Annotated in this window: 26 protein-coding genes; 17 read left to right on the forward strand and 9 right to left on the reverse strand. The window is 62.8% G+C overall.

Annotation, left to right across the window (positions count from 1 at the left end; all coding sequences use genetic code 11):
• The first annotated feature begins 8 nt into the window (after nt 1-8).
• From ACH2A7_RS01165 to ACH2A7_RS01175, 3 genes are all read left to right on the forward strand, one after another.
• A complete protein-coding gene (locus tag ACH2A7_RS01165; protein WP_394959219.1) occupies nt 9-2,192 on the forward strand; it encodes a cell division protein FtsA in 2,184 nt (727 codons plus the stop codon).
• Nucleotides 2,189-2,905, forward strand: a complete 717-nt coding sequence (locus tag ACH2A7_RS01170) for a hypothetical protein (RefSeq protein WP_394959221.1) — start codon at nt 2,189-2,191, stop codon at nt 2,903-2,905. The genes ACH2A7_RS01165 and ACH2A7_RS01170 overlap by 4 nt, the downstream gene beginning before the upstream one ends.
• A gap of 122 nt (nt 2,906-3,027) precedes the next feature.
• Nucleotides 3,028-5,037: a methyl-accepting chemotaxis protein gene (locus tag ACH2A7_RS01175; RefSeq protein ID WP_394959223.1), complete on the forward strand. Its 2,010-nt coding sequence runs from the start codon at nt 3,028-3,030 to the stop codon at nt 5,035-5,037.
• 75 nt (nt 5,038-5,112) lie between these two features.
• Here the strand turns inward: ACH2A7_RS01175 and ACH2A7_RS01180 are convergent, their stop codons facing one another.
• Nucleotides 5,113-5,517 carry a bacteriohemerythrin gene (locus ACH2A7_RS01180; protein ID WP_394959224.1) on the reverse strand — a complete coding sequence of 135 codons (405 nt, stop codon included), beginning with the start codon at nt 5,515-5,517 and terminating at the stop codon, nt 5,113-5,115.
• A 277-nt stretch (nt 5,518-5,794) separates the two neighbouring features.
• Between ACH2A7_RS01180 and ACH2A7_RS01185 the strand changes: the two genes are divergently transcribed.
• The 9 genes from ACH2A7_RS01185 to ACH2A7_RS01225 all read left to right on the forward strand — a co-directional run bounded on the left by ACH2A7_RS01185 (nt 5,795) and on the right by ACH2A7_RS01225 (nt 12,836).
• Complete coding sequence (locus ACH2A7_RS01185; protein ID WP_394959226.1) at nt 5,795-6,103, forward strand: flagellar biosynthesis anti-sigma factor FlgM; 309 nt, start codon at nt 5,795-5,797, stop codon at nt 6,101-6,103.
• 6 nt (nt 6,104-6,109) lie between these two features.
• Nucleotides 6,110-6,553: a flagellar export chaperone FlgN gene (gene flgN / locus ACH2A7_RS01190; protein ID WP_394959228.1), complete on the forward strand. Its 444-nt coding sequence runs from the start codon at nt 6,110-6,112 to the stop codon at nt 6,551-6,553.
• Nucleotides 6,554-6,565: 12 nt separating this feature from the next.
• Nucleotides 6,566-8,299 carry a flagellar hook-associated protein FlgK gene (locus tag ACH2A7_RS01195; protein WP_394959230.1) on the forward strand — a complete coding sequence of 578 codons (1,734 nt, stop codon included), beginning with the start codon at nt 6,566-6,568 and terminating at the stop codon, nt 8,297-8,299.
• A 35-nt stretch (nt 8,300-8,334) separates the two neighbouring features.
• Nucleotides 8,335-9,450, forward strand: a complete 1,116-nt coding sequence (locus ACH2A7_RS01200; RefSeq protein WP_394959232.1) for a hypothetical protein — start codon at nt 8,335-8,337, stop codon at nt 9,448-9,450.
• Between the two features lie 57 nt (nt 9,451-9,507).
• Nucleotides 9,508-10,113, forward strand: coding sequence for a DUF6470 family protein (locus ACH2A7_RS01205; RefSeq protein ID WP_394959234.1), 606 nt, complete (start codon nt 9,508-9,510; stop codon nt 10,111-10,113).
• Nucleotides 10,114-10,144: 31 nt separating this feature from the next.
• The gene (gene fliW, locus ACH2A7_RS01210; protein ID WP_394959236.1) at nt 10,145-10,591 is read left to right on the forward strand and encodes a flagellar assembly protein FliW; all 447 of its coding nucleotides are present in this window, start codon (nt 10,145-10,147) and stop codon (nt 10,589-10,591) included.
• Complete coding sequence (gene csrA / locus ACH2A7_RS01215) at nt 10,592-10,861, forward strand: carbon storage regulator CsrA (RefSeq protein WP_394959238.1); 270 nt, start codon at nt 10,592-10,594, stop codon at nt 10,859-10,861.
• 171 nt (nt 10,862-11,032) lie between these two features.
• Nucleotides 11,033-12,115, forward strand: coding sequence for a two-component system response regulator (locus ACH2A7_RS01220; RefSeq protein WP_394959240.1), 1,083 nt, complete (start codon nt 11,033-11,035; stop codon nt 12,113-12,115).
• A 190-nt stretch (nt 12,116-12,305) separates the two neighbouring features.
• Complete coding sequence (locus ACH2A7_RS01225; RefSeq protein WP_394959242.1) at nt 12,306-12,836, forward strand: cob(I)yrinic acid a,c-diamide adenosyltransferase; 531 nt, start codon at nt 12,306-12,308, stop codon at nt 12,834-12,836.
• A gap of 36 nt (nt 12,837-12,872) precedes the next feature.
• On the opposite strand, the gene ACH2A7_RS01230 is transcribed toward ACH2A7_RS01225, so the two are convergent.
• From ACH2A7_RS01230 to ACH2A7_RS01255, 6 genes are all read right to left on the reverse strand, one after another.
• Complete coding sequence (locus tag ACH2A7_RS01230; protein WP_394959244.1) at nt 12,873-13,352, reverse strand: TspO/MBR family protein; 480 nt, start codon at nt 13,350-13,352, stop codon at nt 12,873-12,875.
• 102 nt (nt 13,353-13,454) lie between these two features.
• Nucleotides 13,455-14,048 (reverse strand): cyclophilin-like fold protein, encoded by a 594-nt coding sequence (locus tag ACH2A7_RS01235; RefSeq protein ID WP_394959246.1) that lies wholly within the window; start codon nt 14,046-14,048, stop codon nt 13,455-13,457.
• Nucleotides 14,049-14,080: 32 nt separating this feature from the next.
• Nucleotides 14,081-14,623, reverse strand: a complete 543-nt coding sequence (locus tag ACH2A7_RS01240; protein WP_394959248.1) for a flavodoxin family protein — start codon at nt 14,621-14,623, stop codon at nt 14,081-14,083.
• A 14-nt stretch (nt 14,624-14,637) separates the two neighbouring features.
• Nucleotides 14,638-15,390 carry a carboxymuconolactone decarboxylase family protein gene (locus ACH2A7_RS01245; RefSeq protein ID WP_394959250.1) on the reverse strand — a complete coding sequence of 251 codons (753 nt, stop codon included), beginning with the start codon at nt 15,388-15,390 and terminating at the stop codon, nt 14,638-14,640.
• A gap of 16 nt (nt 15,391-15,406) precedes the next feature.
• Nucleotides 15,407-16,573 carry an iron-containing alcohol dehydrogenase gene (locus ACH2A7_RS01250; RefSeq protein WP_394959252.1) on the reverse strand — a complete coding sequence of 389 codons (1,167 nt, stop codon included), beginning with the start codon at nt 16,571-16,573 and terminating at the stop codon, nt 15,407-15,409.
• Between the two features lie 2 nt (nt 16,574-16,575).
• The gene (locus tag ACH2A7_RS01255) at nt 16,576-16,857 is read right to left on the reverse strand and encodes a hypothetical protein (RefSeq protein ID WP_394959254.1); all 282 of its coding nucleotides are present in this window, start codon (nt 16,855-16,857) and stop codon (nt 16,576-16,578) included.
• Between the two features lie 146 nt (nt 16,858-17,003).
• Here ACH2A7_RS01255 and ACH2A7_RS01260 point away from each other — a divergent pair, with 146 nt between their 5' ends.
• Nucleotides 17,004-17,885 carry a LysR family transcriptional regulator gene (locus ACH2A7_RS01260; RefSeq protein WP_394959255.1) on the forward strand — a complete coding sequence of 294 codons (882 nt, stop codon included), beginning with the start codon at nt 17,004-17,006 and terminating at the stop codon, nt 17,883-17,885.
• Between the two features lie 154 nt (nt 17,886-18,039).
• Here ACH2A7_RS01260 and ACH2A7_RS01265 read toward each other — a convergent pair whose 3' ends face one another.
• Together ACH2A7_RS01265 and ACH2A7_RS01270 are read right to left on the reverse strand one after the other, a co-directional pair.
• Nucleotides 18,040-18,366: a cupin domain-containing protein gene (locus ACH2A7_RS01265; protein ID WP_394959257.1), complete on the reverse strand. Its 327-nt coding sequence runs from the start codon at nt 18,364-18,366 to the stop codon at nt 18,040-18,042.
• 38 nt (nt 18,367-18,404) lie between these two features.
• Nucleotides 18,405-19,097, reverse strand: coding sequence for an ATP-binding protein (locus tag ACH2A7_RS01270; protein ID WP_394959259.1), 693 nt, complete (start codon nt 19,095-19,097; stop codon nt 18,405-18,407).
• An 86-nt stretch (nt 19,098-19,183) separates the two neighbouring features.
• On the opposite strand from ACH2A7_RS01270, the gene ACH2A7_RS01275 reads away from it, so the two are divergent.
• The 4 genes from ACH2A7_RS01275 (at nt 19,184) to argF (ending at nt 24,290) form a co-directional block, all read left to right on the forward strand.
• Nucleotides 19,184-19,846: a Crp/Fnr family transcriptional regulator gene (locus tag ACH2A7_RS01275; protein WP_394959261.1), complete on the forward strand. Its 663-nt coding sequence runs from the start codon at nt 19,184-19,186 to the stop codon at nt 19,844-19,846.
• Nucleotides 19,847-20,015: 169 nt separating this feature from the next.
• Nucleotides 20,016-21,398 (forward strand): MATE family efflux transporter, encoded by a 1,383-nt coding sequence (locus ACH2A7_RS01280; protein ID WP_394959263.1) that lies wholly within the window; start codon nt 20,016-20,018, stop codon nt 21,396-21,398.
• Between the two features lie 611 nt (nt 21,399-22,009).
• On the forward strand, nt 22,010-23,239 hold the full coding sequence (locus tag ACH2A7_RS01285; RefSeq protein ID WP_394959265.1) for an arginine deiminase: 1,230 nt from the start codon (nt 22,010-22,012) through the stop codon (nt 23,237-23,239).
• Nucleotides 23,240-23,297: 58 nt separating this feature from the next.
• Nucleotides 23,298-24,290, forward strand: a complete 993-nt coding sequence (gene argF / locus ACH2A7_RS01290; protein WP_394959267.1) for an ornithine carbamoyltransferase — start codon at nt 23,298-23,300, stop codon at nt 24,288-24,290.

Raw genomic sequence — 24,290 nt, forward strand, 5'->3', positions numbered from 1 at the left:
TCGGCGCGATGCCTGAACCGACTGCGACCTCCCCCCTTCCCCGCCAAGGACAGGATCTGATCTATGCCCTGGACATCGGCACGAGAAGCGTCATCGGCATGCTCGGCCGCCGGGAAGACGGACGCGTCCGCATTCTGGCCATGGAGAAACTTCTTCACGCCCACCGGGTGATGATGGACGGCCAGATCGAGGATATCGCCCAGGTGGCTGCCGCGGTGCGGACTGTGACCGACCGATTGGAACAGGACGCGGGCTGCCGGCTGGAACGGGCCTGTGTGGCCGCCGCCGGCCGTGCCCTGCGCACCGCGCAGGGCTGCGGCACCCGGGAACTGCCTGCCCCGGAAGTGGTGACCGAGGCCACCGTTGCGCAGCTGGAAGCCGCCGCCGTGGCCGAGGCGGAACGCTCCATCCACACCGATGAGGAAAACGGCCAGCAGCTTCTTCTGGTGGGGTATACCGCCACCCAGTATCGGCTGGACGGATACCCTTTGACCAGCCTTCTGGGGCATACCGGCCGCGTCATCGAGGCCCAGGTGGTAGCCACCTTTCTGCCCGGCGGCGTGATCGACAGCCTCTATGCGGTAATGCGCCGGGCGGGCCTGGAGGTGGCCAGCCTGACACTGGAGCCCATCGCCGCGCTGAACGCGGCCATTCCGGCCGACCTGCGCCTGCTGAACCTCTGCCTTGTGGACATCGGGGCGGGCACCTCTGATATCGCTGTTTGCCGCGATGGCAGCGTGGTGGGCTACACCATGGCCACCGTTGCCGGCGACGAGATCACCGAAGCTTTGATGCGGGAATACCTGGTGGACTACAACTCCGCCGAATCCATCAAGGCGCAGTTATCGCAGGCCGAAAAAATCACTTTCACCGACATCCTGGGCCAGGAGCAGACCTGCTCCCTCTCCCAGGTGCAGGCGGCGCTGGGCCCGGCCATAGAACTGCTGGCACGGGAGATCGCCCAGCATGTGCTCGACCTCAACGGCGCGGCTCCCTCCGCCCTGTTTCTGGCCGGCGGCGGCAGCAAACTTGCCGGCCTGCAGGCCGCGGTGGCGTCCGCCCTGGACATGGACCCCAAGCGGGTGGCAGTGGCCGGCGGACATTTCAAAACCACCTCCTGCTCCGACGTCATCGATCTGGACGACCCGGAATACACCACCCCGCTGGGCATTGCTGTCTCGGCGGGGCTGGGCCTGGTCAGCGACAGCTGCCGCGTCACCCTCAACGGCGCGCCTGCCAAACTCTTCCGCAGCGGGGACCTCTCCGCCATGGATCTGCTGATGATGAACGGGTATACCTATTTTGACCTGCTGGGGCGGATCGGCAGACCGCTGGTGATCCAGGTGGACGGGCGGCGCACCGTCTTTTACGGGCAGCCCGCCCTGCCCGCCCGTCTGGTCATCAACGGCGCGGAGGCGCAGCCCTCCGCCATCGTCCATCCGGGCGATGTGGTGGAATTTACCCCGGCGCAGGCCGGCGAGGACTGCCGCTTCACCGCGGAACAGCTGGCCCGCCGCCTGAAGGTCGATCGCCTCACCATCAACGGCGAGCGGCCCTCGCCCGACGCGCCCGTGCCTTCCGGCGCGTTCGTGGTGACCCTCGGCACGGCGCTCGCGTCAGGCGACCGCCCTGCTGCGGCCACAGACGCCTCCCCTGCCGATCTGGCGGGCCAGGCGACGGAAACTGCCGGGGCCGGTCCGCACCCCGAGAGGGATGAAGCCGGTGTTCTTTCCCCGGCAAGCGCACCCGCGCCGGCTGCCGCGCCTGTGGAACCGGGCACGGCGGCAGCCTCTGCGGAGGCTGCCGCCCCCGCAGACGTGGGCACATCCGCCGCCGTGACGGCAGAAGCGCACGGGCTCCCCGGGGCCGGATCGCCCGCGGCCACCGCTGAGTCGGATGGCCGCGCCGCCGGGCATGCCACGGCGCCGGAGGCGGCTGAGCCGCTGCCTGCCGTTCCGGCCGGCCGCCCCTGCAAGGTGCGGCTGAACGGCCGCGATGTGACTCTCCCCCCCAAAAAAGATGGGACCCCCCACTATGTGATGGATCTTCTGGAACTTTCCGGAATTGATTTCAAGAACGCGCGGGGCCCGGTGGCCCTGCAGGTGAACGGTTCCGACTGCCTCTTCCAGCAGGTCCTTCAGGAGGGCGACCAAATCAGTATTGGATATGAGGACGAGGTGAACGTTCCATGAAACGTATGACAAAAGCGGCAGCGCTGCTGTTGGCAGCGCTGCTGACGGCCTGCGGCGGTTCTGAAAAGCAGGAACCGCCGCAGGTTTATGTTGTGGGTGAAGACAGCCTTCCCTCCCTGAACGCGCTGGTCACGCTGGACGAAGGGTTCCAGTTCCAGCAGTCGGTGGGCGAGGACGGCGAGACCATCACCTATGTTTATTCGGGCCTTTCCGACGGCGCCGGCACCGCCCAGGCATATACCGAGGCCCTGGAGACGGACTATGAGTGCCAGATCGGCGCCGATGCACAGACGGGCGGCACCGCGGATTTTACCGCCGCGTCCGGTCAGGCCGCGGCGATCCGCAGCGCCACCGACCCTGCACAGACGTTCGTGCTGAGCATCCAGTGGGAGGAGTCCTCCTGTTCGGTCACCCCTTCCCTGGTGCAGACTGCCGATCTCTCCTGGCCGCAGCCCGACACGGTCACCCTGGAAGAGGCAGTAGCCTATGTAAAAAGCCTGTCTCCCGCCTATCTTGGCCTCACGGGCAGCATGGATGATTACAATGTCATCCCGCAGGACGGCATAGTAATGCTGGACGACCGGCCCTGCCTGTGTGTGAATGTCTATCTCGCCCAGACCCACCAGATCCAGCACAGCTACCTTCTCACCCTGCCCGACCAGCAGGTATACCTGCTGGACCGCACAACGGGCGAGGCGTCCCCCCTGGGGTAAAATTGTTTAAAAAAATTTCATTATTTCCCGCGCTTCCTCTTTTCTTTTGTGAAAAAATGTCGATAAGAATTAATAGATGCTGTGTAAACTCTATCTCAATACCTGGAGGGAGTCTTGTAACCATGAAAAGCATTCGACAGAAGATCCTGGTCTGTTTTCTGGCCATGACCGCGGCGGCGGCCGTCATCTGCGGCGGCGCCGGCATCGCCATGAGCTATTTCAGCAGCCAGACCACGCTGCAGCAGAGTATGCTCGCGCTGGCATCTGAGGCTTCACAGCATGTGTCCTATCAGATCCAGTCATACACCAACTCGGTCGAGGCGCTGGGCATGGTGCCCACCCTGACTGCCCCGGAGACCACGGTGGAGCAGAAGCAGGCCATTCTGGACCAGTGGGTCGACGAGTATGGTATGGTGCGCGGCAATGTGCTCACCACCACGGGTCTCAGCCTGTTCGACGGCAACAATTATTCCGACCGGGAATACTTCCAGCAGGCCATTCAGGGCAACACCTGGATCTCCACGCCCACCGTGAGCAAGATCACCGGTGAACTCTCCCTCATGGTCGCCGCGCCCCTGTGGCAGGACGGCATCCCCGGCGGCCAGATCGCCGGTGTGGTGTACATGGTGCCCAAGGAGACCTTCCTCAATGACATCATGGCGACCATCAAGGTCAGCGAGAACAGCGGCGCCTATATGCTGGACAAGGATGGCAACACCATTGCCGATGTGACCATGGACACCGTTGGCAATCAGAACATCGAGCAGGAGGCCCAGACGGATTCCAGCCTTTCCGCCCTTGCCGCCCTGCATGCGGCCATGCGCCAGGGTGAGACCGGTTTCGGCACCTACACCATTGGCGGCGTCTCCAAGTACCTCGCCTATGGCCCGGTGTCCGGCACCGACGGCTGGAGCGTGGGTGTGAGCGCCAACACTTCCGACTTTATGGCCTCCACCTACCGCAACATCGCGGTCATCGTTGCCCTGGTGGTGGTGATGATCATCGTCACCGTCTTCCTGGCGATGCAGATCTCGGGCAGCATCGGCAAGCCCATCAGCGCTTGTGTGCAGCGCATCCAGCAGCTGCAGGCGGGCGACCTGTCCTCTCCCATTCCCGAGTTCCGCCGCAAGGATGAGATCGGCATGCTCTCCGAGGCCACCGGCGAGATCGTCCGGGTGCTGCGCGGCCTGGTGGAGGATATCGGTTACCTGCTGGGCGAAATGTCCAACGGCAACCTGAACGTACGCTCGCAGCACCACGACCTGTATGTGGGCGATATGTCCCAGCTGCTGGTCATCCTGCGCAGCCTGGCCACCCAGCTGAGCGACACCATGAGCCAGATCTACACCGCCGCCGAGCAGGTCTCCGCCGGTTCCGAGCAGGTGTCTTCCGGCGCGCAGGCCCTGGCCCAGGGCGCTACCGAGCAGGCCAGCGCGGTGCAGGAGCTTTCCGCCACCATCAACGATATCAACACCTCCGCCGCCGAGAACGCCGAGGCCGCCAAGCAGGCGCAGGATAAATCCAACCTGGCCGGCGGTCAGGTCGTTGCCAGCAACGAGAAGATGGGCGAGTTGAAAGCCGCCATGACGGACATCCTGAAGGGACATCAGGAGATCGGCCAGATCATCGAGGCCATCGAAAACATTGCCTTCCAGACCAACATCCTCGCGTTGAACGCCGCAGTCGAGGCCGCGCGGGCCGGCAGCGCCGGCAAGGGCTTCGCCGTTGTGGCGGACGAGGTGCGCAGCCTCGCCTCCAAGTCTGACCAGGCCGCCAAGCAGACCAAGGAAATGATCGAGCGCTCCATGAACAATGTGACCCGCGGCAGCCAGCTGACCGACGAGGTGAGCAAAGCGCTGGACAAGACCGTGGAACTCGCCAAGGAAGCCGTGGGCCTGATGAACAAGGTGGCGGAAAACATCGTCAGCGAAACCGAATCCATCCATCAGGTCACCGAAGGCACCGACCAGATCTCTTCTGTCGTGCAGACCAACTCGGCCACCGCGGAGGAATCCGCTGCCGCCAGCGAGGAGTTGTCCGGCCAGTCTCAACTGCTCAAAGAGCAGGTGGGCCGCTTCACCCTGCGGCAGGATGCCGACCCCGATGTGAGTGCGGATCCTTCCGGCAACTGATCTTTCATCGTACATAAAGAAGCCGCCGGCCAGGAAACTGGCCGGCGGCTTTTGGCTTTTTTATGTATGAACGGATTACTTGCCCTGCTCCTTCACATGCTTTGCCAGGCGCTTATCCTCGGTGCGGATGTGGGAAACAAGCACGCCCACCACCCGGTTCAGGTCGCCCAGCGCCTTCACCGTGGGGCCCTGCTGCAGCAGTTCCCGGGCGGTATCGCTCAGCTGACGGCGATATCCGTCGTGGAAAACCTTGTGGGTGGGATAAGCAGGGTACTTGCTGCGCACCTGCAGATCCTCCTCATCCCGGAAATGCTTGGCCACATAATCGATCAAAAACCGCACGGTGTTTTCAATCTTGGCGCGGCCCTCGCCGCGAGAGCAGGCATCCATCAGATCGTTCACCGCGGCGAACAGCTGACGATGTTCCGAGTCGATCAGGTTATTGCCGGTAACCAGGTCGGGAGTCACTTCGTAATGCATGAACTATTTTCCCCTTTCGTATCCGGCCGGTCGTGTTGACGCGCCCCGGCACATTGTAATTGGTAACAGGAACGATTCTCCTCTATTTCTTATATCGGCCAAAAAACGAAAAACATAATCCATCGAAAAAAAATTGTCAAGCACTTTTTTCAGTTTTTGCGCCAACCACTTATTTTTCCTGCGTTTCAGGCCGATATATAGATTGAAAGGAATCTTGGCGCGTCCGCGCACAGGTGGTGCGCGGACGCTGCAAATACAATGAGAGGGAGGGCTTTCGATGTCAATACTGCGAATCGGCGCCGGCACTGGGTGCACCGTGGGCGGCATTGCCTCTTACAGCAGAAAACCCGACACTTCCGCCACTGTTAGTCAGGGTCAGCGATACGATCAGTTTCAGTTTTCCTCCTGCCTGGACGCAACGGAAAAACGGGTGAAACAGGCGGTGGGGCACATGTCCCAGGAGATCCGCTCCCGGGTGAGCGCGCAGGATCTGGAGCATCTGCGCCAGCAGGTGAGCGACGGGACCTACCAGCCGAACCCCCGGGAGATCGCCGCCCGGATGCTTTTGATGAAGGAGGGCGGCTGATTGCCTATGGAGTTTCAGAAATATCTTTCCTTCCTGGCCGATCTGCAAAAATGCCTGGATTCGTTGACGGCGCTGGAGCAGCGCAAACTCACCGCCATCCAAACGGCTGATTTTGACGCGTTGGATCAGTGCATCAAAGAGGAACAGGCGGCGGCGCTGGATCTGCGCGGCCGCGAGCACAAGCGGGCCGATCTGCTATCACAGCTGGGGTTGCCGGATGCTTCCCTGCGGGAGTTGCCGGATCACTGCCCCGCCGAATTCCGCCGGCAGGCCAGTGAGATCACACAGGACGTGCTCCGCAGTTACCAGGTGCTCGCCAGCGCGCAAAACGCTGCCCGCACCTTGATGGAATCCGATCTGCGTCACATCCAACAGGAGCTGGATCGTCGCCAGGAAAAGCGGCAGGATACATCCGCCGCCCGCTCGGCGCAAACCGATCTTCGAGTTTGAGAGGAGCATGACATGGGCACATTTGGATCTTTTACCACGGTTCGTCTCGGCATCTACGCCGCCCAGAAGGGTCTGGACGTGACCGGCAACAATATCACCAACATCAACACCCCCGGCTATACCCGCCAGCGGTTGAATCAGGTCAGCCTGATCCCCTCGGTGAACGACCGGTATGCCTCCATCTATAACCCCCGGATCGGCCAGGGCGCCGTGATCGCGGGCGTTGACCAGATACGCGATCTGGGCCTGGATATCTCCTACCGCAAAGCCACTTCGGATGTGGGCTCCGCCAACACCAAACTGGCGGGCCTGAACGATCTGGCCACCATTCTGGACGAAGTGGGCAAGGGCGATCTGGAGCAGGACGACGGCGTGATCCTCAGCCAGCTGAACGACCTGCGCGACCTCATCAGCAATGCCATCACCGGCGGTGTGGGCACCTATGATCCCCTGATCCGCTCCTCCGCCGAGGCGCTGACCACCTTCTTCCATTCCTCTGCGGAGAAGCTCGCGGGCCTGAAAACCACCTACGAGGACAAGTTCAACCAGCAGGTAGATTACGTCAACAGCCTGCTGAGCAACATCCGGGATCTGAACGTCTCCATCCGCAATTCCGATATCCGGGGCGATCCGGGCCTGGAACTGCGGGACGAGCGCAACCGCCTTCTGGACGAGTTGAGCCAGTACGTAAAGGTGGACGTGACTTATTCCATGGAGCCCATCGGCACCGGCACCGAGATCGAAAAGCTCACCATCCGCCTGGCCACCGGCGACAAGAACACGCTGGTGGACGGCGAGTATGCCGCCCAGTTCAACCAGGACACGGAGATCCTGGCCCGCAACCCCGCCTATGACCCGACGCTGTCTGCGGGCCCGGGCAACGAGCCCTATCTGGACGTCAACGGCGATCCCACCCTCAACGCCGCCGACGCGCAGAAAGCGCCCAACGACAACTACCTGCTGACGCTGGGTCCGCTCACCGATCCCCTCGGGCAGAAGCAGCTTGTGGGTGACATGGGCGCGAACATCGGCGACACCGACCTGTATGGCTCGCTCCAGTCCATTCGGGAACTGCTCACCGAGGAGGGCGATTTCTCCAGCGCGGCGGATGCCGCGATGGATCCCGACGCCGCGTCGAAGCGGGGCATCCCCTACTACCAGAAGATGCTGGATTCGCTGGCCTTTGAGTTTGCCACCCAGATGAACGCGCTGAACCAGACCGGCCTTGACGGCGCGGGCAACCTGTTCAGCATCAGCAGCAACACCAATGACGACCAACAGACCGTTGGCGGCAACACGATCACCATCAACGCCTCCAACATCTCGGTGTCGCAGGGCTGGCTGAACGAGACGATCTCCATCCAGGCCACCGCCGATGCCCACGCGGCCAGCGGCGATGTGTCCAATCTGGCGAAGTTCCTTGCTCTTTTCGATGAAAAGCAGTCGTTTAACCCCAAGGACATCGTGGGCGACGCGCAGGGCGACCCCTATCAGGGCACCTTTGAGGATATGCTCCTGAAGATCCAGTCCACCCTGGCGAAGGACCAGATGGCCACGGATTCCGTGCTCAACAACTACACCATCACCGCGAACGACATTTACGTGGACCGGGAGGGCGTCATGGGTGTGGACCTGAACGACGAGGCGACCAGCCTGATGACCTATCAGAAGGCTTACACCGCCGCCTGCCGCCTGCTGACCGTGATGGAAGAAGCTTTGGACTCTCTGATCAACGGGACCGTTTAACGCTGCGCTCCCGCTTTTTTCGAGGTGATTGAACTATGATGCGCGTAACGACCAATTCCACCCTGTATACCTATCAGAAAAACCTTCTGAAGACCACCAACCAGCTGTATGCGGCCATGAACACCATGATGACCGGCCGCAACTTCGACTCCTACGCGGCCGACCCCGCCGCGGCCACCCGGGCGTTCAAGATCCACAGTTCCCTCAACGCCACCAACGCCCAGTACGCCAACAACACCACCGTGCTGAACAAGTTCTCTACCGCCTGGGACGTGGCCGACGACATGATCGACAAACTGACCAACGACCTGGCCAAGGCGCCCATCCTGAAGGCGCTGAACAAGACCAACCTGAGCACGGCGAACACCCAGGGCGACATCATCTATTCCGGCGCGGAGGCGATGATCCAGAGCCTGAACGGCCGCTATGACAACCAGTTTTTGTTCAACGGCGCGGACACCCAGAACCCGCCCTTCGCGCTGGAGACCGAGGGCGACAAGACCTATGTCACCTACCGGGGCGTGCGCATCGACGACCCGAACACGCTGAAGCAGGAGTACAAGGACGAAAACGGCAAGCCCGTTCCCAAAGACCCTCCCGCTACCGGCAACTACACCAACGCCGAAATGCTGCAGAAATGGTCCGACGAGCATCTGTATGTGGACATCGGCATCGGTTTCACGCTGGACGGGAACGGTCAGGTGCTGGACTCCACCGCCTTTGACGCCGCCATCTCCGGCACCGATCTGATCGGCGGCTACGGCGTGGACGCGGACGGCGATCCCACCAACATCGTCTCCATCATGGTGCGCCTGTCCGAGATCTTCAAGGGCTTCAACGAGGATACGATGGAGTGGGGCCCTGCCGGCAATCAGGCGGATGCCGAGCGGCTGCTGGACAAGTTCAACGCCGCGCAGGAGGAGCTGAGCGCGCAGCACGTTGTGCTGGACACCCAGTCGAAGTATCTGGAGACCAACAAATCGCAGCTGGAAAGCTCCCTCTCCGCCCTCAACAACGAGCTGGTGAGCATCGAGAAGGTGGACCAGACGGAAGCCATCCTGGCTCTTGTCGCGATGCAGACCAGCTTCAACGCCGCCCTGCAGGTCGGCGCCAATGTAGTACCCCAGTCCCTGATGGATTACCTGAATTAAGCAGGGGTCCGGGACCGATGAATCCGCGCATTGCGCATGAAAGGAGTTTTCGGTGTCATGTATCCTCTTATTGAGATCAAAACGGTCCCCATCGAGATCGAAATGAAGATCACCCCGGCACGTCTGGAATATGCCCGAGGGACCGCTCAGATGGAGATCTCCCGCGACAAGGGCGGCCTGAGCATCCGCAGCCAGCCCATCCGCGTGAACATCGACACCTTCGAGGCCCGCAATTCCGTGATGCCCACCACCGCCACTGTAATGCGCCAGCAGGCGCAGGCCGGCGTGGAAGGCGCCTACCAGGCCACCGCCGTTCTTGCACGGGAGGGCCGTATGATGATGGAAGCGCGCATTGATCAGGACGTTATCCCCCAACTGGCCAAACAGCAGAACCTCGGGCAGATGACCAATCTGAACATCAACTTCCTGCCCGGCGCCAGCCCCGACATCAGCTGGGACGGCGGCGAGATGAGCATCCGCTACGAGATGGACAAACTGAATTTCGACTGGCGCATGGAAAAGATGAGTTTCACCTTTGTGCCCGGCGACATCGAGTTCACCATGACGCAGCGCCCCGACGTGATCATCAAATACGTTGGCGGGCCTCTTTATGTGCCGCCTTCCTCTGACCCCGATTATGAGCCTGTGGACGTGAACGCCTGATCCCGGCGCACCCACAAGAGGAGGAACCGCTTTGCAGCTGGACACAAAATATTTTGGACGCATTGATTACAACGAGGCGGACGTGCTGGAGTTTCCCAACGGTCTGTTCGGGTTTGAGGCGGAAAAGCGTTTTCTGCTCCTCCCCTTCTCCGGCAGCAATGGGAATATGCTTTGCCTGCAAAGCGTTGCCGGCCCTTCGCCCGCGTTCATCCTGATGAACCCCTTCTCTCTGAAGCCGGACTACGCGCCGGTGCTCTCCCCTGAAGAGCTCAAGTTGATGGGTGTCTCCCAAAGCCATGAACTGTGCTATTATGTGATGTGCGTGGCCCGTGAACCCGTGGGCGAGAGCACGGTCAATCTGCGCTGCCCCGTGGTGGTCAACCCCGATCTCCATCGCGCCGTTCAGGTCATTCTGGACACCGACGCCTATCATATGCGTCATCGTTTGGACGAATTTTCCAACGGGGAGGTGGAGTGATTGCTGGTCCTCAGTCGAAAAGCCGGTGAGTCACTGATGATCGGGGATGAGATCAGCATCACGATCCTTTCTGTGGAGTCGAGCGGCCAGGTGAACATCGGCGTCAGCGCGCCGAAAGATGTGCTGATCCTGCGCAGTGAGTTGCAAAAGGCAGCAAGTATCAACCAGAACGCGGCGGACACGGCGCCCGCCCTGCTGGTGGCCGAGCTGGAATCGGTCCTGGCGGAGCACACCGCCCCGCTTGCGGAAAAACAGATGCCGGAGCCCTGAAACAGGGGTTCCGGCGTTTGTGCGCTTTGCTGCCGTGGCGTTTTTCGTCCGGGCCGCCTTTGAGCAGCGTTGGGCCGTGCCCTCCCGCCGGCCCCATTTCCCTGGCGATCATCGCCCCACCGGACGGTTCCCGCCGTTTCAACGATTCATTTTCCCAAAAGGAGGACCCCCATGGCCCGAGATACTTTGCTGGTGATCGACGAATCGCCTTTGGACCTGACTGTCATGCGCGCAATCTTCAAGCAACTGTTCCATGTGGAGTGCTTTGAGGAGGCGCGCCCCGCTCTCGCCCGCATCCATCGCGATCCCAAGAGTGTCTGTGTGGTGCTGTTGGACATCTGCCTGGGGCGCCGGGGCGCGGGCTTCCAGGTGCTGCAGCAGCTGCAGGCCAACCAGGAAACGGCGGAACTTCCGGTGATTCTGGTCACCTCCGACGCAAAGGAGGAGAACGTGCTGACCGCGGTGGCCAAGGGCGCCACCGATTTTCTGGTGAAGCCGGTGGATCCGCTGACCCTGCAGGAGCGGGTCTGCGCCGCGGTACGGCGCACCTGGCCCTCCGGCACCACGATCCTGGACGACGCGGACGGCCGGCCGGAGGCAGATTCCGACACGCCGGACCCGGCGGGCCTGCCCCTCACGGAGGACTACTGGGACCGGTTGCTGGAATTGTTTTTCCAGGCCCGGCCCGGCCTGGCCTCCGACAAGTACCATGTGCTCAGCCGCATCACCGAGGCCTTTGCCAACGGCCTGCGGAAAACAGACCCGGGCTGCGGGCTCACCGAGGAGGACGCCCGCCTGATCGGCCGGGCCGCCACCTATTGCGACGTGGGCCTGCTGGGGATCCCCGACAGTGTGATCGAACAGGGGCAGGATCAGGGCGGCGCGGGGCAGGAGATCTACTTCCGCCACATCACCCTGGGCCACGCCCTGTTCACCACCGGGCCCAGCAGCGGACAGCCGCTGGCCCGCTACGCCGCCGAGATCACCTATCTGCATCACAAAAATTACGATGGGACCGGCTATCCCACAGAAGCGCTTCCCGGCCCGCTGCCCCTGAGCGCGCAGCTGGTGCGCACCGCCACCCGCTGCATGGGGTACATGAACTATTTCCATGGGTACCCCGACCGGCTGGACCGCACGCTCCGGGCGCTGGCCTCGGATGTGGGCCGCTTCATCTCCTCTGACATGTACCAGGCCGCCCAGGCCGCCCGGGACGAGTTGGCCGCCTGCCTGCCGGAACAGCGTCTGCTGTGAGCCGACGGGCCGATCCGATTGATTTTTCTGCATCTCTGTGATACGATAGCCCTGTTCGGCGTCTGCCCTGACCGCCGGCACGGGGCGAACGCGCGGGTTTCCCGGCCCTCCGTGACCGGGCGGCCCGCTTTTTTTTGGGCGGCGCTGTGCAAAACAGCCGGGAAAACCATCCCCGGCAAGGAGGAGCGTTATGAACAAGCTTTCTGTGGGCAAGGTGCAGGTGTATACCGGCAACGGCAAGGGCAAGACCACCGCGGCGCTGGGGCTGATGCTGCGGGCCGCCGGCGCGGGAATGGAGAGTTACTTCGGCCAGTTCATGAAGCATGGCTCGACCAGCGAGGCGCGGGCACTGAAGGAGTTTTTGAGCCACGCCGTCACGGCGGAACAATACGGCAGCGGCGAGGAGCTCTCCGGCCCGGACCGCGAGCGGGACGCCGCCTGCGCACGGGCAGGTTACGAGAAGGCCCGGGCGGCGCTGCGCAGCGGCCGGTACGACCTGGTGGTGCTGGACGAGATCCTGGTGGCGGAGCATCTGGGCCTGCTGACCACCAACGACCTGCTGCGGCTGATGAACGAGCGCCCGGAGCGCACCGAACTGGTGTTCACCGGGCGCTGGGCCGCCGAAGCCGTGTGCCAGCGGGCGGATCTGGTCACCGAGATGGGCGAGGTACGGCACTACTTTCAGAGCGGGCTGCCCGCCCGCACCGGCATCGAGATGTGAGCAAAAAAGGATGGACCCGGCCGGGTCCATCCTTTTTTACATATTGAGCAGCCAAACCCCGGCGTTGAGATACCCCGCGAAGGCCACCCACAGAAGATAGGGCAGCTGCAGACCTGCCGCCGCCACATCCGTCCGACAGAAAACCAGCACCATGGCCGCGATGAGCGCCCACAGCACGATCAGCCACAACAGGGCGAACCCGAACCACTGGAGATTAAAGAAGATGATGCTCCAAAGAAAGTTGAAGCCCAGCTGCCCGAAAAACAGCCCTAGGCCCAGCCGCCGGTCATGGGAGGCAGGCGCCAGCCAGATGCGCGCCGCGCTGACCCCCATCAGCGCGAACAGAATGCCCCAGACAACGGGAAAGACGATGGGTGGCGGCGAGAGGGGCGGCTGGGCAACGCTTTCGCTGTATCGCCGCGCCCCCTCCCGCGTCAGCCAGCCGGAAAGGCCGCCCACCGCCTCGGCCAGAAGGATCCAGCCGGCGTAGGTCTTCCATGGAAATGATTGTTTCATGCTGCATTCCCCCCTTGTAGGGTATGCAGCCGAGGCGGCGGCTATGCGCGGCAGTCTTGGGGGAAGCCGTGCGCGGTGATCCGCCCGTGTGCGCCGCGTCCCTCAGGGCTCCAGCGAGAGGGTCAGGGATGTCTCGTCACCGGAGAGGGCTTCTTCCAGCCCTGCGGTGTCGGTGATACGGCCCAGCTTTGTGTAAGCCCAGCTGTTGCTGCCATAGAACAGCACGATGGAATCCCCCTGATAGAGCATCACGTCGCCGGGCTGCGCGGTGGTCTGCACATCGCTGCGGGGCAGCGCCTGGGGCAGCGCGCCCACCTTTTCAAAGCCGCCGAAGTTTTCCGCCTCAATGGTAACGGGACCCTCCTCCAGCAGCGCCGCCAGCGCCCGGGCGGAAGGGTTTTGTTCCAGCGCCGCGGTGAACGTTTTGTCCCCGATCTGGATGTACAACACTGCTGATTCCTCCTCCTGCGGGGCGGCGGACCCGGCCGCGCCCGGTTCATCGGTGCCCTGCGGGGCGTCTTTCCGGCTGCCCGATCCTCCGCCCTCCGGCTGCGCCCCGTCGGCATCCTTCGGCGGCAGCGAATCTGACACAAAGGGTGCGGCCGTCTGGTCGGGCGCGGAGTCCGGCAGCGCCGGCGGCGGGTCGCCCCCGCCGCATCCTGCCAGAAACAGCGTCAATGCCAGCGCCGGGAGCACACGCCGCAGCCGCCCCGGCCATCCTGCCCGGCTCACAGCGACCGCCCCGCGTCCAGGGCTTGCCGCATGGCCGCGCCGCTTTGCACTTCGCCCGGCCCGGTGACGCCGCCGCCAAAAATGACCCCGGCCAGCCTGGCCTTGGGAAAGCACTCGATCCAGCCGCCCAGGCCCGCGGCGGCCCGCTGCCAGACCTCGTCCCCCTCCTCGGCGGCACAGGCCAGCAGCCATACCTGCCGAAAGGCATAGTCGGCGGAATAGAGCGGGTTCGCCCGGTCCAGCAGGGTCTTCATCTGGCCGCTCATCCCATAGTAGTAGATGGGGGTGGCGAAGGCCAGCACATCGGCATGGAGCATCTTTTCCTGCACGATGGTGTCCGCGTCATCGCGGATGACGCAGCGGCCGGTGGTCTGGCAGGCAAGGCAGCCCTTGCAGAAGCGGATGTCTCTGCCCGCCAGCGAGATCATTTCCACCGTGTGCCCCGCCTCCTGCGCCCCCTGGGCGAACTGCCGCGCCAGCAGCTCGGGATTGGAGCCGGGCCGCAGGCTGGTGGAGATGACAAGTACCCGTTTGCTCATGGCCTTTCCTCCTTTTATCCCAGCGCCCGATACTGCGCCTCGCTCACCGGCTCGCACCACTCGTTCCGGGTCTCCTCGCCGGGCACCTCCAGCGCCAGATGGGAGAACCAGCTGTCCGCCGCGGCGCCATGCCAGTGTTTCACCCCCGCGGGGATGTTCACCACGTCGCCGGGGCGCAGTTCCCGGGCCGCCTTGCCCTCCTCCTGGTACCAGCCCCGGCCAGCCAGGCAGAGCAGCACCTGGCCGCCGCCGCTCTTCGCGTGGTGGATGTGCCAGTTGTTGCGGCAGCCCGGCTCAAAGGTCACGTTATAGGCCCCCACCTGGCTGGTGGAGAGGGGCGCCAGGTAACTTTGGCCCACAAAGTATTGGGCGTAGGCGTCGTTGGGCGCGCCGATGGGAAACACCATCTCCCTCTGGTGGCGGGCTTTTCCGTCGCCGCCCTCCCCGTCGGCCCAGACGTCCTTCGCCATGCGGAAGGCTGCCCACGCCTTCGGCCAGCCGGCGTAGAAGGCCGCGTGGGTGAGGATCTCGGCGATCTCCCCCCGGGTGATGCCGTTGTGTTTCGCGGTGGTCAGGTGGTAACGGAAGGATTCGTCCACCAGCCCCTGCGCCATCAGCGCCACCACCGTGACCAGGGAGCGGTCCCGCAGGCCGAGCGCCTCTTCCCTGCTCCACACCTCGCCGAACAGCACATCGTCGTTGAGACGGGCAAACTCCGGAGCGAACTGTCCCAGAGAATCCCGGCCTGCCGTCTGTTTCACTGCCATTGCTGCTTCCTCCCTTTCACATGCTCGCCTTCAGGATGTTCAGCACATCGTCCCGGGTCAGGGTGCGGTAGCCGCCGGTCAAAAGGAAGGTGCCGTCGGCAATGCCCTCCAGCATCTCCTCAGTGACCCCCAGTTCCCGGATGTTCCGGGCCACGCCCAGTTCCTCCATCCAGTGCTCCATCGCCTCCAGGCCCGCCTCCGCCAGTTCCTTCGCGCTCTTGCCCGCCGGGTCCACGCCCCAGACATTGACGGCAAAGCGGCCGAACTTGGGCAGCCCGTCCGCCATAATGAAGCGGTAATAGGCCAGCGACACGGCGGAGAGGGTCATGCCGTGGGTCGCGTTGGTGAACGCGCCGATGGACTGGCCGATCATGTGCACCTCCCAGTCGGTGGATTTGCCCATGGCCAGCAGAGTGTTCAGCGCCCAGGTGGCTGCCCACATGATGTTGCTGCGGGCCTCGTAGTTGTCCGGCTGGCGCACCGCCACCCGGGAACTGACCACCAGCGAGCGCATCAGCCCCTCGGCAATGTAGTCGGTGGTGTTGTCGTCCTCGCCGGAGAAATACTGCTCACAGATGTGGTTGAAGGCGTCGTAGATGCCGGCCACCATCTGCTTCATGGGCACCGTGAAGGTGAGGGCCGGGTTCAGGATGGAGAACCGGGGCATCACGTTGCTGCCGAACACATGGCCGATCTTGCGCTTCTGGCCGGGGTGGGTGATGACCGAGCCCCCGTTCATCTCGGAGCCAGTGCCCACCATGGTGAGCACGCAGCCCACCGGGATGATGCGGTTGGACACCTCCTCCATGCGCAGGTAGTATTTATCCCAGGGATCCTCGTCGCACCAGGCGGAGACAGACACTGCCTTGGCATAGTCGCACACCGAGCCGCCGCCCACCGCCAGGATCAGGTCCACATCGTTTTGCCGGGCCACACGGCAGCCCTCGTAGAGTTTGTCCACCGTGGGGTTGGGCATGACCCCCGGCACCTCAAAGACCTCCTTGCCGCAGGCCTTCAGGATGGCCGTGACCTGCCCGTAGAGGCCGCTTTTCTTGATGGAACCGCCGCCGTAGGCCAGCAGCACACGGCTGCCGAAGCCCGCCAGTTCGCCGGCCAGCTGATCCAGCGCCTGCTCGCCGAAGTGCAGCCGCGTGGGGTTGCAGTAGGTAAAGTTTCCCAGCATGTTCATTCCTCCCGTTGTTTGTTGTGTTTGATGTGATAGACCAGATAGTCCAGACAGTCGATCTTCTTCTCGCTTTTGTGCACCTCGTCCAGCAGCGCCGCCCGGTGCCGCGCCAGAAGTTCCAGCAGCCGGCGGGGCTCCCCACCGCAGGCCAGCAGCGCCGCCGCCTCTTTCTCGGTGCAGCCCGCGTCCCGCAGCGCCCGGGCCATCTCGTCCCGGTCCAGGGCCTCGTGACACACGGCCACGCCGTTTGTTTCCTTGCTCAGCCGGGATCGCCGCTCCATTCCTGCCCGCCTCCTCCGCTTTGTCTGTTTTCAGTGTAACGCGCCGGATGTGAAATAGCAAATACCCATATTGTATTCCAAAGCATGCCTTGCAGGCATCCATTTGCGGGGGTATAATGGAGAAAAGAAAGGGGAGGTTCATCGATATGGAACTGCGGCTGCTGCGCTACTTTCTCACCGTGGCCCGGGAGGGCAGCATCACCAACGCGGCCAACGCCCTGCACATCACCCAGCCCACCCTCTCCCGCCAGATCCGGGAATTGGAGGAGGAACTGGGCCAGACGCTGTTGGTGCGGGGCAGCCGCAGCGTCTCGCTGACCGGCGAGGGGATGCTGCTGCGCAAGCGGGCGGAGGAGATCCTGGAGCTGGTGGAAAAGGCCGAGCGTGAGGTCTCGCTGGGGGACGGCCTGCTCACCGGCGAGGTGAGCGTGGGCGCCGGCGAGACGGTGGGGGTGCACTTTCTCACCCGGGCGGCCCAGGAGCTGCGCCACCGCTGGCCCGAGGTGCGCTTTCAGATCATCAGCGGCGACGGGATGGAGGTCTGCGAACTGCTGGACAAGGGCCTCATCGACTTCGGGCTGGTGTTCGACCATGTGGATCGCGCCAAGTACAACGCGCTGCCGGTGCCCTACCGGGACGTGTGGGGCGTGCTGATGCGGCGGGACAGCCCCCTGGCCGAAAAAACGGCCGTCCGGCCCGAGGATCTGATCCACGCGCCCCTGCTGGTCTCCCGGCAGGTCCTCAAGGGGCCCCTGCTGCCTGAATGGTTCGGCATCGGGGTGGAGCAGCTGAACATCGCGGGCACCTACACCCTGGCCTTCAACGGCTCTCTGATGGTGGAGGACGGCATGGGCTACGCCCTGTGCCTGGACCGGATCATCAACGTAGCGGGGGATGGCGCGCTCTGTTTCCGGCCGCTGGAACCCCGGCGGGAGGCAGGGATGCACATCGTCTGGAAAAAGTACCAGGTCTTTTCCCCCGCGGCGGAGCGGTATCTGCAGCTGCTGCGGGAGGGCGGTGACGTATGACCCGGGCCCGCCGGGCCGATGCCTGACCTGCAAAAAGGGAGCCCGATGCCGAAAGGCATCGGGCTCCCTTTTTGTGAGGCGTGCGGCGCGGGGCTCGCGCAGGCCGGCCGTGTTGCGGCCCGGCGTTTCTCTTCCCTGCTCCGCCCGCCCTTTTTCAGAATACGACCACCAGCAGCATCTTGAACGCCTCCTCACCGTAGACGGCATGGGGATGGCCCGCGGGCATCACGATGGACTCCCCTTCCCGCAGCCGGTACTCCCGACCGTCGATGGTGATGCGGCCTACCCCCTCCAGGCAGGTGACGAAGGCGTCCCCGCCGGATTCGTGGGTGCTGATCTCCTCAGCCTTGGCGAAGGCGAACAGGGTGATGCTCACCGCGCTGTTCTGTGCCAGCGTTTTGCTCACCACCTGGCCCTCCTGGCAGGCGATCTGATCCTTCAGCACCAATACTTCAGCCATGCTGATATTCTTCATTTTCATCTGTACAAAACATCTCCGGTCTCGCTTGTTCCCGGCCGTCAGTCCAGGATGCGGCCGTCCACCGAGATGGTGGTCACCTGCCAGGGAATGAACTTTCCGCTGGCCTGCAGCGCCTTCTTCGCCGCCAGTTCCAGCCCGCCGCAGCAGGGCACCTCCATGCGCACGATGGTCACGCTTTGGATGTCGTTGTTCGCCAGGATGGCCGTCAGCTTTTCGCTGTAATCCACGCCGTCCAGCTTGGGGCAGCCGATGAGGGTGATCTTGCCCCGCATGAACTCCTGGTGCAGGTTCGCGTAGGCAAAGGCGGTGCAGTCGGCCGCGATCAGCAGCTTGGCCCCGTCAAAATAGGGGGCGTTGACCGGCACCAGCTTGATCTGGCAGGGCCACTGGCCCAGCTGGGACGCGGCGGCCACAGGGGCGGCGGGGGCGGCGGGCTGCTGGCACAGCTGCCGCGCCTGCTGGCCGGGGCAGCCGGCGTGGACCGGCCGGCCCTTCGCCGCCTGGTTGGCTTTCACCGCCGCCTCGTCGTAGGCGGCAGCCTCCCGCTCCACAAAGGTGATGGCGCCGGTGGGGCAGGCGGGCAGGCAGTCGCCCAGGCCGTCGCAGTAGTCGTCCCGCAGCAGGCGGGCCTTGCCGTCCACCATGCCGATGGCGCCCTCGTGGCAGGCCGCCGCGCAGGCGCCGCAGCCGTTGCATTTTTCCTGGTCTATCTGAATGATTTTGCGGATCATCGTTCATCCTCCTTGTGTTTGTGCCTTGAGTATAGTACAATTCCAAGCAAAAGTATGTTGTTTTGACCACGAAATGAGGAATTTTTATGGAGTTCTCTTCCCTGCCGCTGTTCCGCGGCATCGCGGACGGCGAATACGGGGACATGCTGGCCGGCGGGTGCCTGCGCACCGCGGACTATGAGAAGGGGGCGGTACTCTTCCGCGCCGGAGACCTGACCGGCGAGTTCGGCATCCTGCTCTCGGGCGAAGTGCATGTGGAAAACCTTGACCTGTGGGGCAACCGGGTCATCCTGCACAGCATCCCCGCGGGGCATGTGTTCGCCGAGACCTACGCCCTGTGCGGCGTGCCCATGATGGTGGACGTCACCGCCGTGCAGCCCAGCCGGGTGCTTTTTCTGCGGCTGAGCACGCTGCTGGGCGAGGCCAACCGGCAAAAGTCCTGGTATCCCAAGCTGCTTTGCAACCTGACGCTGCTTTTTGCCCAAAAAAACCTTGCCTGGTCCGCCCGGGTGTTCTGCCTCTCCACCAAAGGGGTGCGGGGCAGGGTGATGACCTACCTGTCCACGGAGGCAGTGCGGCGGGGCTCCACCGAATTTTCCATTCCCTTTGACCGGCAGCAGCTGGCGGACTATCTGAACGTGGAGCGCAGCGCCCTGTCCAAAGAGCTGGGCCGGATGCAGCGGGAGGGCATTTTGACCTTTCGCAAGAACCGCTTTTGCCTGCACCGGGCGCAGAGTCCGGAGGGGTGAGGCGCGCCTGAGGGAGCGGTGCTGTTCCGGAGCGGCTGCGGCGGTATGCCGGGCCGCAATGGCAAAATTTGCGTTTCTGTGCTATTATAAAAAACTAAAGGTCAAAAAATACAGGTCTCGACGCCTTTCGCGCACAAAGACGCCGGCCCCGGAGCATCAGGTGTTTACTATGCAGTCAAAGGCAACCTCTTCCCGGGAGGACATCTTCCAGAATCTTCCCATCCCTTCCGCGCTGACAAAAATGGTCCTTCCCGCGGTGGCCAGCCAGTTGATCGTGCTGATCTACAACATGGCGGACACCTTCTTTGTGGGGCAGACCAACAACCCCTATATGGTGGCGGGCACCTCGCTGATCCTGCCGGTGTTCAACATCACCCTGTGTCTGGCCGGCCTTGCGGGCATCGGCGGCGGCTCGCTGATCTCCCGGCTGCTGGGCCAGGCCGAGACGGAGGAAGCCCGCCGGGTGAGCGCCTTCTCGCTGTACCTGGGCCTTGCCATCGCGGCGCTGTTCGCGGTGGGGGTCGCCGTCTTTATGGAGCCCGTTCTGAGTCTGCTGGGCGCGGGGGAAAACACCTACGCCTACGCCCGCCAGTACGCCCTGTGCGTCATTGTGGCGGGAGGCATCCCCACTGTGCTCTCCAACGTGCTGTCCAACCTGATCCGCAGCATCGGCCTGTCCCACCAGGCCAGCGCCGGCATCATTCTGGGAGGCGTGCTGAACATCGCCCTGGATCCGCTGTTCATGTTCGTGCTGCTGCCCAACGGCCAGCAGGTGCTGGGCGCGGGCCTGGCCACCTGCCTTTCCAACTGTGTGGCCTTTCTCTACTTTGCGGGCGTGCTCCTTCGGATGGGCCGGGGCGCCGTCATCACCTTCTCCCCTGCCGTCGGCTTCCCGCGCTGGCAAAGCATCGTCTCGGTCTTCGGCGTGGGCGTGCCCTCGGCCATCACCTCCTTCCTGTTCGATCTGGACTATGTGTTCATCGACAAGCTGATGGTGGGGTACAGCGACCTGGCGCTGGCCGCCGTGGGCATCGTGCTCAAGGTGGAGCGGTTCCCGCTGAACGTGGGCATCGGGATCTGCCAGGGCATGATGCCGCTGGTGGCCTACAACTACACCGCCCGCAACCGGCAGCGCATGGAAGACACCGTTCGCCTTGCCCGCCGCACCGGGCTGCTGGTGGCGGCTGTCAGCATCCTTTTGTACGAATTGTTTGCCGTGCAGTTCGCCCATCTTTTCATTGCCGACGCCCAAACCGTTGAGCTTGCTTCCCAGTTTTTGCGCATCCGGGTGCTGGCCACCCCGCTCATGTTCACGAGTTTCTTCACCGTGTACCTGTTCCAGGCATTCGGCCAGGGACGGATCGCCCTGTTTTTGGGCGTGACCCGGTGGCTGGTGCTGAACATTCCCATGCTGTTCCTGCTGAACGCCCTGGTGGGGATGTTCGGCCTGGTCTGGGCCCAGGCGGTCGCGGACAGCCTCACGGTCCTGCTGTCGCTCTATGTGTACCGGCGGTTCCGCCGCTCCGCCCGGTACGTCCGACAGCTTGCATAAAACGACGCCCCCGCGCTGAGACCCGTGTCCCGGCGCGGGGGCTCTTGCATTGCCGCGTCGGTACCCGCCTGGCGCATCCGGCGGTAAAGGGCCCCATCCGCGCTGCGGCGCCCGCTGCCGCCTTCTTTTGCGTCCTCTGTTTGCGTCCGCCCCCGCAACAAACCGCGATATGCCGCGCCCCCACCCGGCCAATACGTTTTGGTAACGTGTTCGCTCAGAAACCTACCATCCGGGCGCGGGCGTTCCCGTGAAAAAGGCCACCGCTTTCTCCCTTTCTTCTTTCCGCAAACGCTCCGCCCGGGCCGGTCTGTCCGGCGAAAATATGTATATTATTTAACAGACAACTCCCGCATTTGGTTTGTACTGGTGCCCGCCGTTCGTCTTTATTCATCATATTCTGCATTTTATGCACTTTCTTTTGGTAAAGTATAATAATTTTTTCTTTCATCGGCTATAAAAGTTGGCAAAATCGTACAATCTGTGTTATTATAAAAGTCCAATCCCACCCTGCCAAAAGCGCTATTATAAAGGTGCTTCATGGATCTGTTCCACTCACGCGCGCGGGTGACATCCAAAAACAAAAATTTTATGTACAATTTATAGGAGGCGTCATGAAAGGTATTTGTGTACGCAGCGAGATCAACCCTCTGAAAAAGGTTCTTCTTCATCGTCCTGGCAAGGAATTGCTGCATCTGACCCCCGATCGTCTTCCCGAACTGCTGTTCGACGATATCCCCTTCCTGAAGGTGGCCCAGCAGGAGCACGACGCGTTCGCCCAGATCCTGCGTGACAACGGCACCGAAGTGGTCTATCTGGAAGACCTGATGACCGATGTGCTCAACCTGCACCCCGAACTGGTGGAGCCCTTCCTGTACCAGTGGCTGTACGAGGGCAACATCAAGACGAAGCGCTGGCAGGATAAACTGTATGACTACCTGGTCACCAACTTCAAGGGCAAGGCCCTGGTGGAAAAGACCATGGAAGGCATCACCCTGAAGGAGATGGGCGGCGCTTCCGCTTACTCACTGCAGGACCTGATCGCCCCCGCCGATGAGCTGATCGTCGATCCCATGCCCAACCTCTACTTCACCCGCGATCCCTTCGCCTCCGTGGGCACCGGCGTGACGCTGCACAAGATGCGCTTCCCCACCCGCTGCCGCGAGACCATCTATGCCGATTACATCTTCAAATATCATCCTGATTTTGAGGGCCTGATCACCCGCTACTACGACCGCGACTTCCACGCCAACATCGAGGGCGGCGACGTGCTGAACCTGACCGAGGACACCCTGGCCATCGGCATTTCCCAGCGCACCAGCCCCGACGCCATCGAGATCGTGGCCCGCAACCTGTTCACCGATCCCAATGCCAAGATCCGCACCGTTCTGGCCTTCGACATTCCGGCCTGCCGTGCGTTCATGCATCTGGATACCGTGTTCACCCAGATCGACGTGGATAAGTACACCGTGCATCCCGCCATCCTGGGCCCCCTGACCGTCTACGAGATCACCCCGGGCGCCGACGATCCCTCCGATCTGCAGATCAAACGGGTGGATTCCGACCTGGAGACCATTCTCGAGAAGTACACTCATGTGGGCAAAGCCCACCTGATCTACTGCGGCGGCGACGACCTGATCGCTGCGGCCCGCGAGCAGTGGAACGACGGTTCCAACACCCTGTGCATCGCCCCGGGCAAGATCGTGGTCTACCAGCGCAACGATGTGACCAACGCCATCCTGCGTGAAAACGGCATCAATGTGCTGGAGATGCCTTCCGCCGAGCTGTCCCGCGGACGCGGCGGCCCCCGTTGTATGTCCATGCCTCTGATCCGCGCGGAATAAGCGCCGGTCAGTTGCACAACATAAAACCATATTCAAGAAGTTCAAGGAGGATTTATCAATGGGCGTAAATATTAGAGGTCGGAGTTTTCTGACTTTGCTTGATTTCACCCCCGAAGAGATCAACTATCTGCTGGACCTGTCCGCTGAGTTCAAGCGGATGAAGAACAACGGTGTGGAGCACAAATGGCTGACCGGCAAGCAGGTCGTTCTGCTCTTCGAGAAGACTTCCACCCGCACCCGCTGCGCCTTCGAAGTGGGCGCCCGCGATCTGGGCATGGGTGTCACCTTCCTGGATCCCGGCTCTTCCCAGATGGGCAAGAAGGAGTCCCTGGCGGACACCGCCAAGGTGCTGGGCCGTATGTACGACGGCATCGAGTACCGCGGCTTCAAGCAGTCCGTGGTGGAGGATCTGGCCCGTTACTCCGGCGTGCCCGTGTGGAACGGCCTGACCGATATGTTCCATCCCACCCAGATGCTGGCCGACATCATGACCGCCCGCGAGGAGTTCGGCGATCTGCGCGGCCGCAAGCTCACCTTCTTCGGTGACGCCCGCAACAACGTGGCCAACTCTCTGATGGTGGTCAGCGCCAAGCTGGGCATGCACTTCTGCGCCTGCGGTCCGAAGGACCTGATGCCCTCTCCCGAACTGGTCGCCAAGTGCCAGGCCGTTGCCGCCGAGACCGGCGCCGTGCTGGAGTTCACCGACGACGTGAAGAAGGGCGCCGAGAACTGCGACATCCTCTACACCGACATCTGGGTCTCCATGGGCGAGCCCGACGACATCTGGGCCGAGCGCATCAAGCTGCTGCGTCCCTATCAGGTGAACAAGGAAGTCATGGCCATGGCCAAGCCCACCGCCATCTTCCTGCACTGCCTGCCCTCCTTCCACGACCGCGAGACCACCATCGGCGAGGACATCTATCAGAAGTTCGGTCTGCCCGCCATGGAGGTCACCGACGATGTGTTCCTGGGCAAGCAGGCCCGCCAGTTCGACGAGGCAGAGAACCGTATGCACACCATCAAGGCTGTGATGTACGCGACTCTGAAGTAA

Origin of the sequence: Candidatus Allofournierella merdavium (assembly GCF_944382735.1) — a bacterium.
Lineage (GTDB): Bacteria > Bacillota > Clostridia > Oscillospirales > Ruminococcaceae > Allofournierella_A > Allofournierella_A merdavium.

What these genes read in the sequence shown, in the direction of transcription:
- ACH2A7_RS01280 (WP_394959263.1), top strand. Translation starts at nt 20,016, where the DNA reads ATGCAGTCAAAGGCAACCTCTTCCCGGGAGGACATCTTCCAGAATCTT.
- ACH2A7_RS01180 (WP_394959224.1), bottom strand. Translation starts at nt 5,517, where the DNA reads ATGCATTACGAAGTGACTCCCGACCTGGTTACCGGCAATAACCTGATC.
- argF (WP_394959267.1), top strand. Translation starts at nt 23,298, where the DNA reads ATGGGCGTAAATATTAGAGGTCGGAGTTTTCTGACTTTGCTTGATTTC.
- ACH2A7_RS01170 (WP_394959221.1), top strand. Translation starts at nt 2,189, where the DNA reads ATGAAACGTATGACAAAAGCGGCAGCGCTGCTGTTGGCAGCGCTGCTG.
- ACH2A7_RS01195 (WP_394959230.1), top strand. Translation starts at nt 6,566, where the DNA reads ATGGGCACATTTGGATCTTTTACCACGGTTCGTCTCGGCATCTACGCC.
- ACH2A7_RS01175 (WP_394959223.1), top strand. Translation starts at nt 3,028, where the DNA reads ATGAAAAGCATTCGACAGAAGATCCTGGTCTGTTTTCTGGCCATGACC.
- ACH2A7_RS01255 (WP_394959254.1), bottom strand. Translation starts at nt 16,857, where the DNA reads ATGGAGCGGCGATCCCGGCTGAGCAAGGAAACAAACGGCGTGGCCGTG.
- ACH2A7_RS01240 (WP_394959248.1), bottom strand. Translation starts at nt 14,623, where the DNA reads ATGAGCAAACGGGTACTTGTCATCTCCACCAGCCTGCGGCCCGGCTCC.
- ACH2A7_RS01205 (WP_394959234.1), top strand. Translation starts at nt 9,508, where the DNA reads ATGTATCCTCTTATTGAGATCAAAACGGTCCCCATCGAGATCGAAATG.
- ACH2A7_RS01225 (WP_394959242.1), top strand. Translation starts at nt 12,306, where the DNA reads ATGAACAAGCTTTCTGTGGGCAAGGTGCAGGTGTATACCGGCAACGGC.
- ACH2A7_RS01200 (WP_394959232.1), top strand. Translation starts at nt 8,335, where the DNA reads ATGATGCGCGTAACGACCAATTCCACCCTGTATACCTATCAGAAAAAC.
- ACH2A7_RS01165 (WP_394959219.1), top strand. Translation starts at nt 9, where the DNA reads ATGCCTGAACCGACTGCGACCTCCCCCCTTCCCCGCCAAGGACAGGAT.
- ACH2A7_RS01275 (WP_394959261.1), top strand. Translation starts at nt 19,184, where the DNA reads ATGGAGTTCTCTTCCCTGCCGCTGTTCCGCGGCATCGCGGACGGCGAA.
- ACH2A7_RS01265 (WP_394959257.1), bottom strand. Translation starts at nt 18,366, where the DNA reads ATGAAAATGAAGAATATCAGCATGGCTGAAGTATTGGTGCTGAAGGAT.
- ACH2A7_RS01220 (WP_394959240.1), top strand. Translation starts at nt 11,033, where the DNA reads ATGGCCCGAGATACTTTGCTGGTGATCGACGAATCGCCTTTGGACCTG.
- ACH2A7_RS01260 (WP_394959255.1), top strand. Translation starts at nt 17,004, where the DNA reads ATGGAACTGCGGCTGCTGCGCTACTTTCTCACCGTGGCCCGGGAGGGC.
- ACH2A7_RS01230 (WP_394959244.1), bottom strand. Translation starts at nt 13,352, where the DNA reads ATGAAACAATCATTTCCATGGAAGACCTACGCCGGCTGGATCCTTCTG.
- ACH2A7_RS01270 (WP_394959259.1), bottom strand. Translation starts at nt 19,097, where the DNA reads ATGATCCGCAAAATCATTCAGATAGACCAGGAAAAATGCAACGGCTGC.
- ACH2A7_RS01250 (WP_394959252.1), bottom strand. Translation starts at nt 16,573, where the DNA reads ATGCTGGGAAACTTTACCTACTGCAACCCCACGCGGCTGCACTTCGGC.
- ACH2A7_RS01285 (WP_394959265.1), top strand. Translation starts at nt 22,010, where the DNA reads ATGAAAGGTATTTGTGTACGCAGCGAGATCAACCCTCTGAAAAAGGTT.
- flgN (WP_394959228.1), top strand. Translation starts at nt 6,110, where the DNA reads ATGGAGTTTCAGAAATATCTTTCCTTCCTGGCCGATCTGCAAAAATGC.
- ACH2A7_RS01245 (WP_394959250.1), bottom strand. Translation starts at nt 15,390, where the DNA reads ATGGCAGTGAAACAGACGGCAGGCCGGGATTCTCTGGGACAGTTCGCT.
- ACH2A7_RS01185 (WP_394959226.1), top strand. Translation starts at nt 5,795, where the DNA reads ATGTCAATACTGCGAATCGGCGCCGGCACTGGGTGCACCGTGGGCGGC.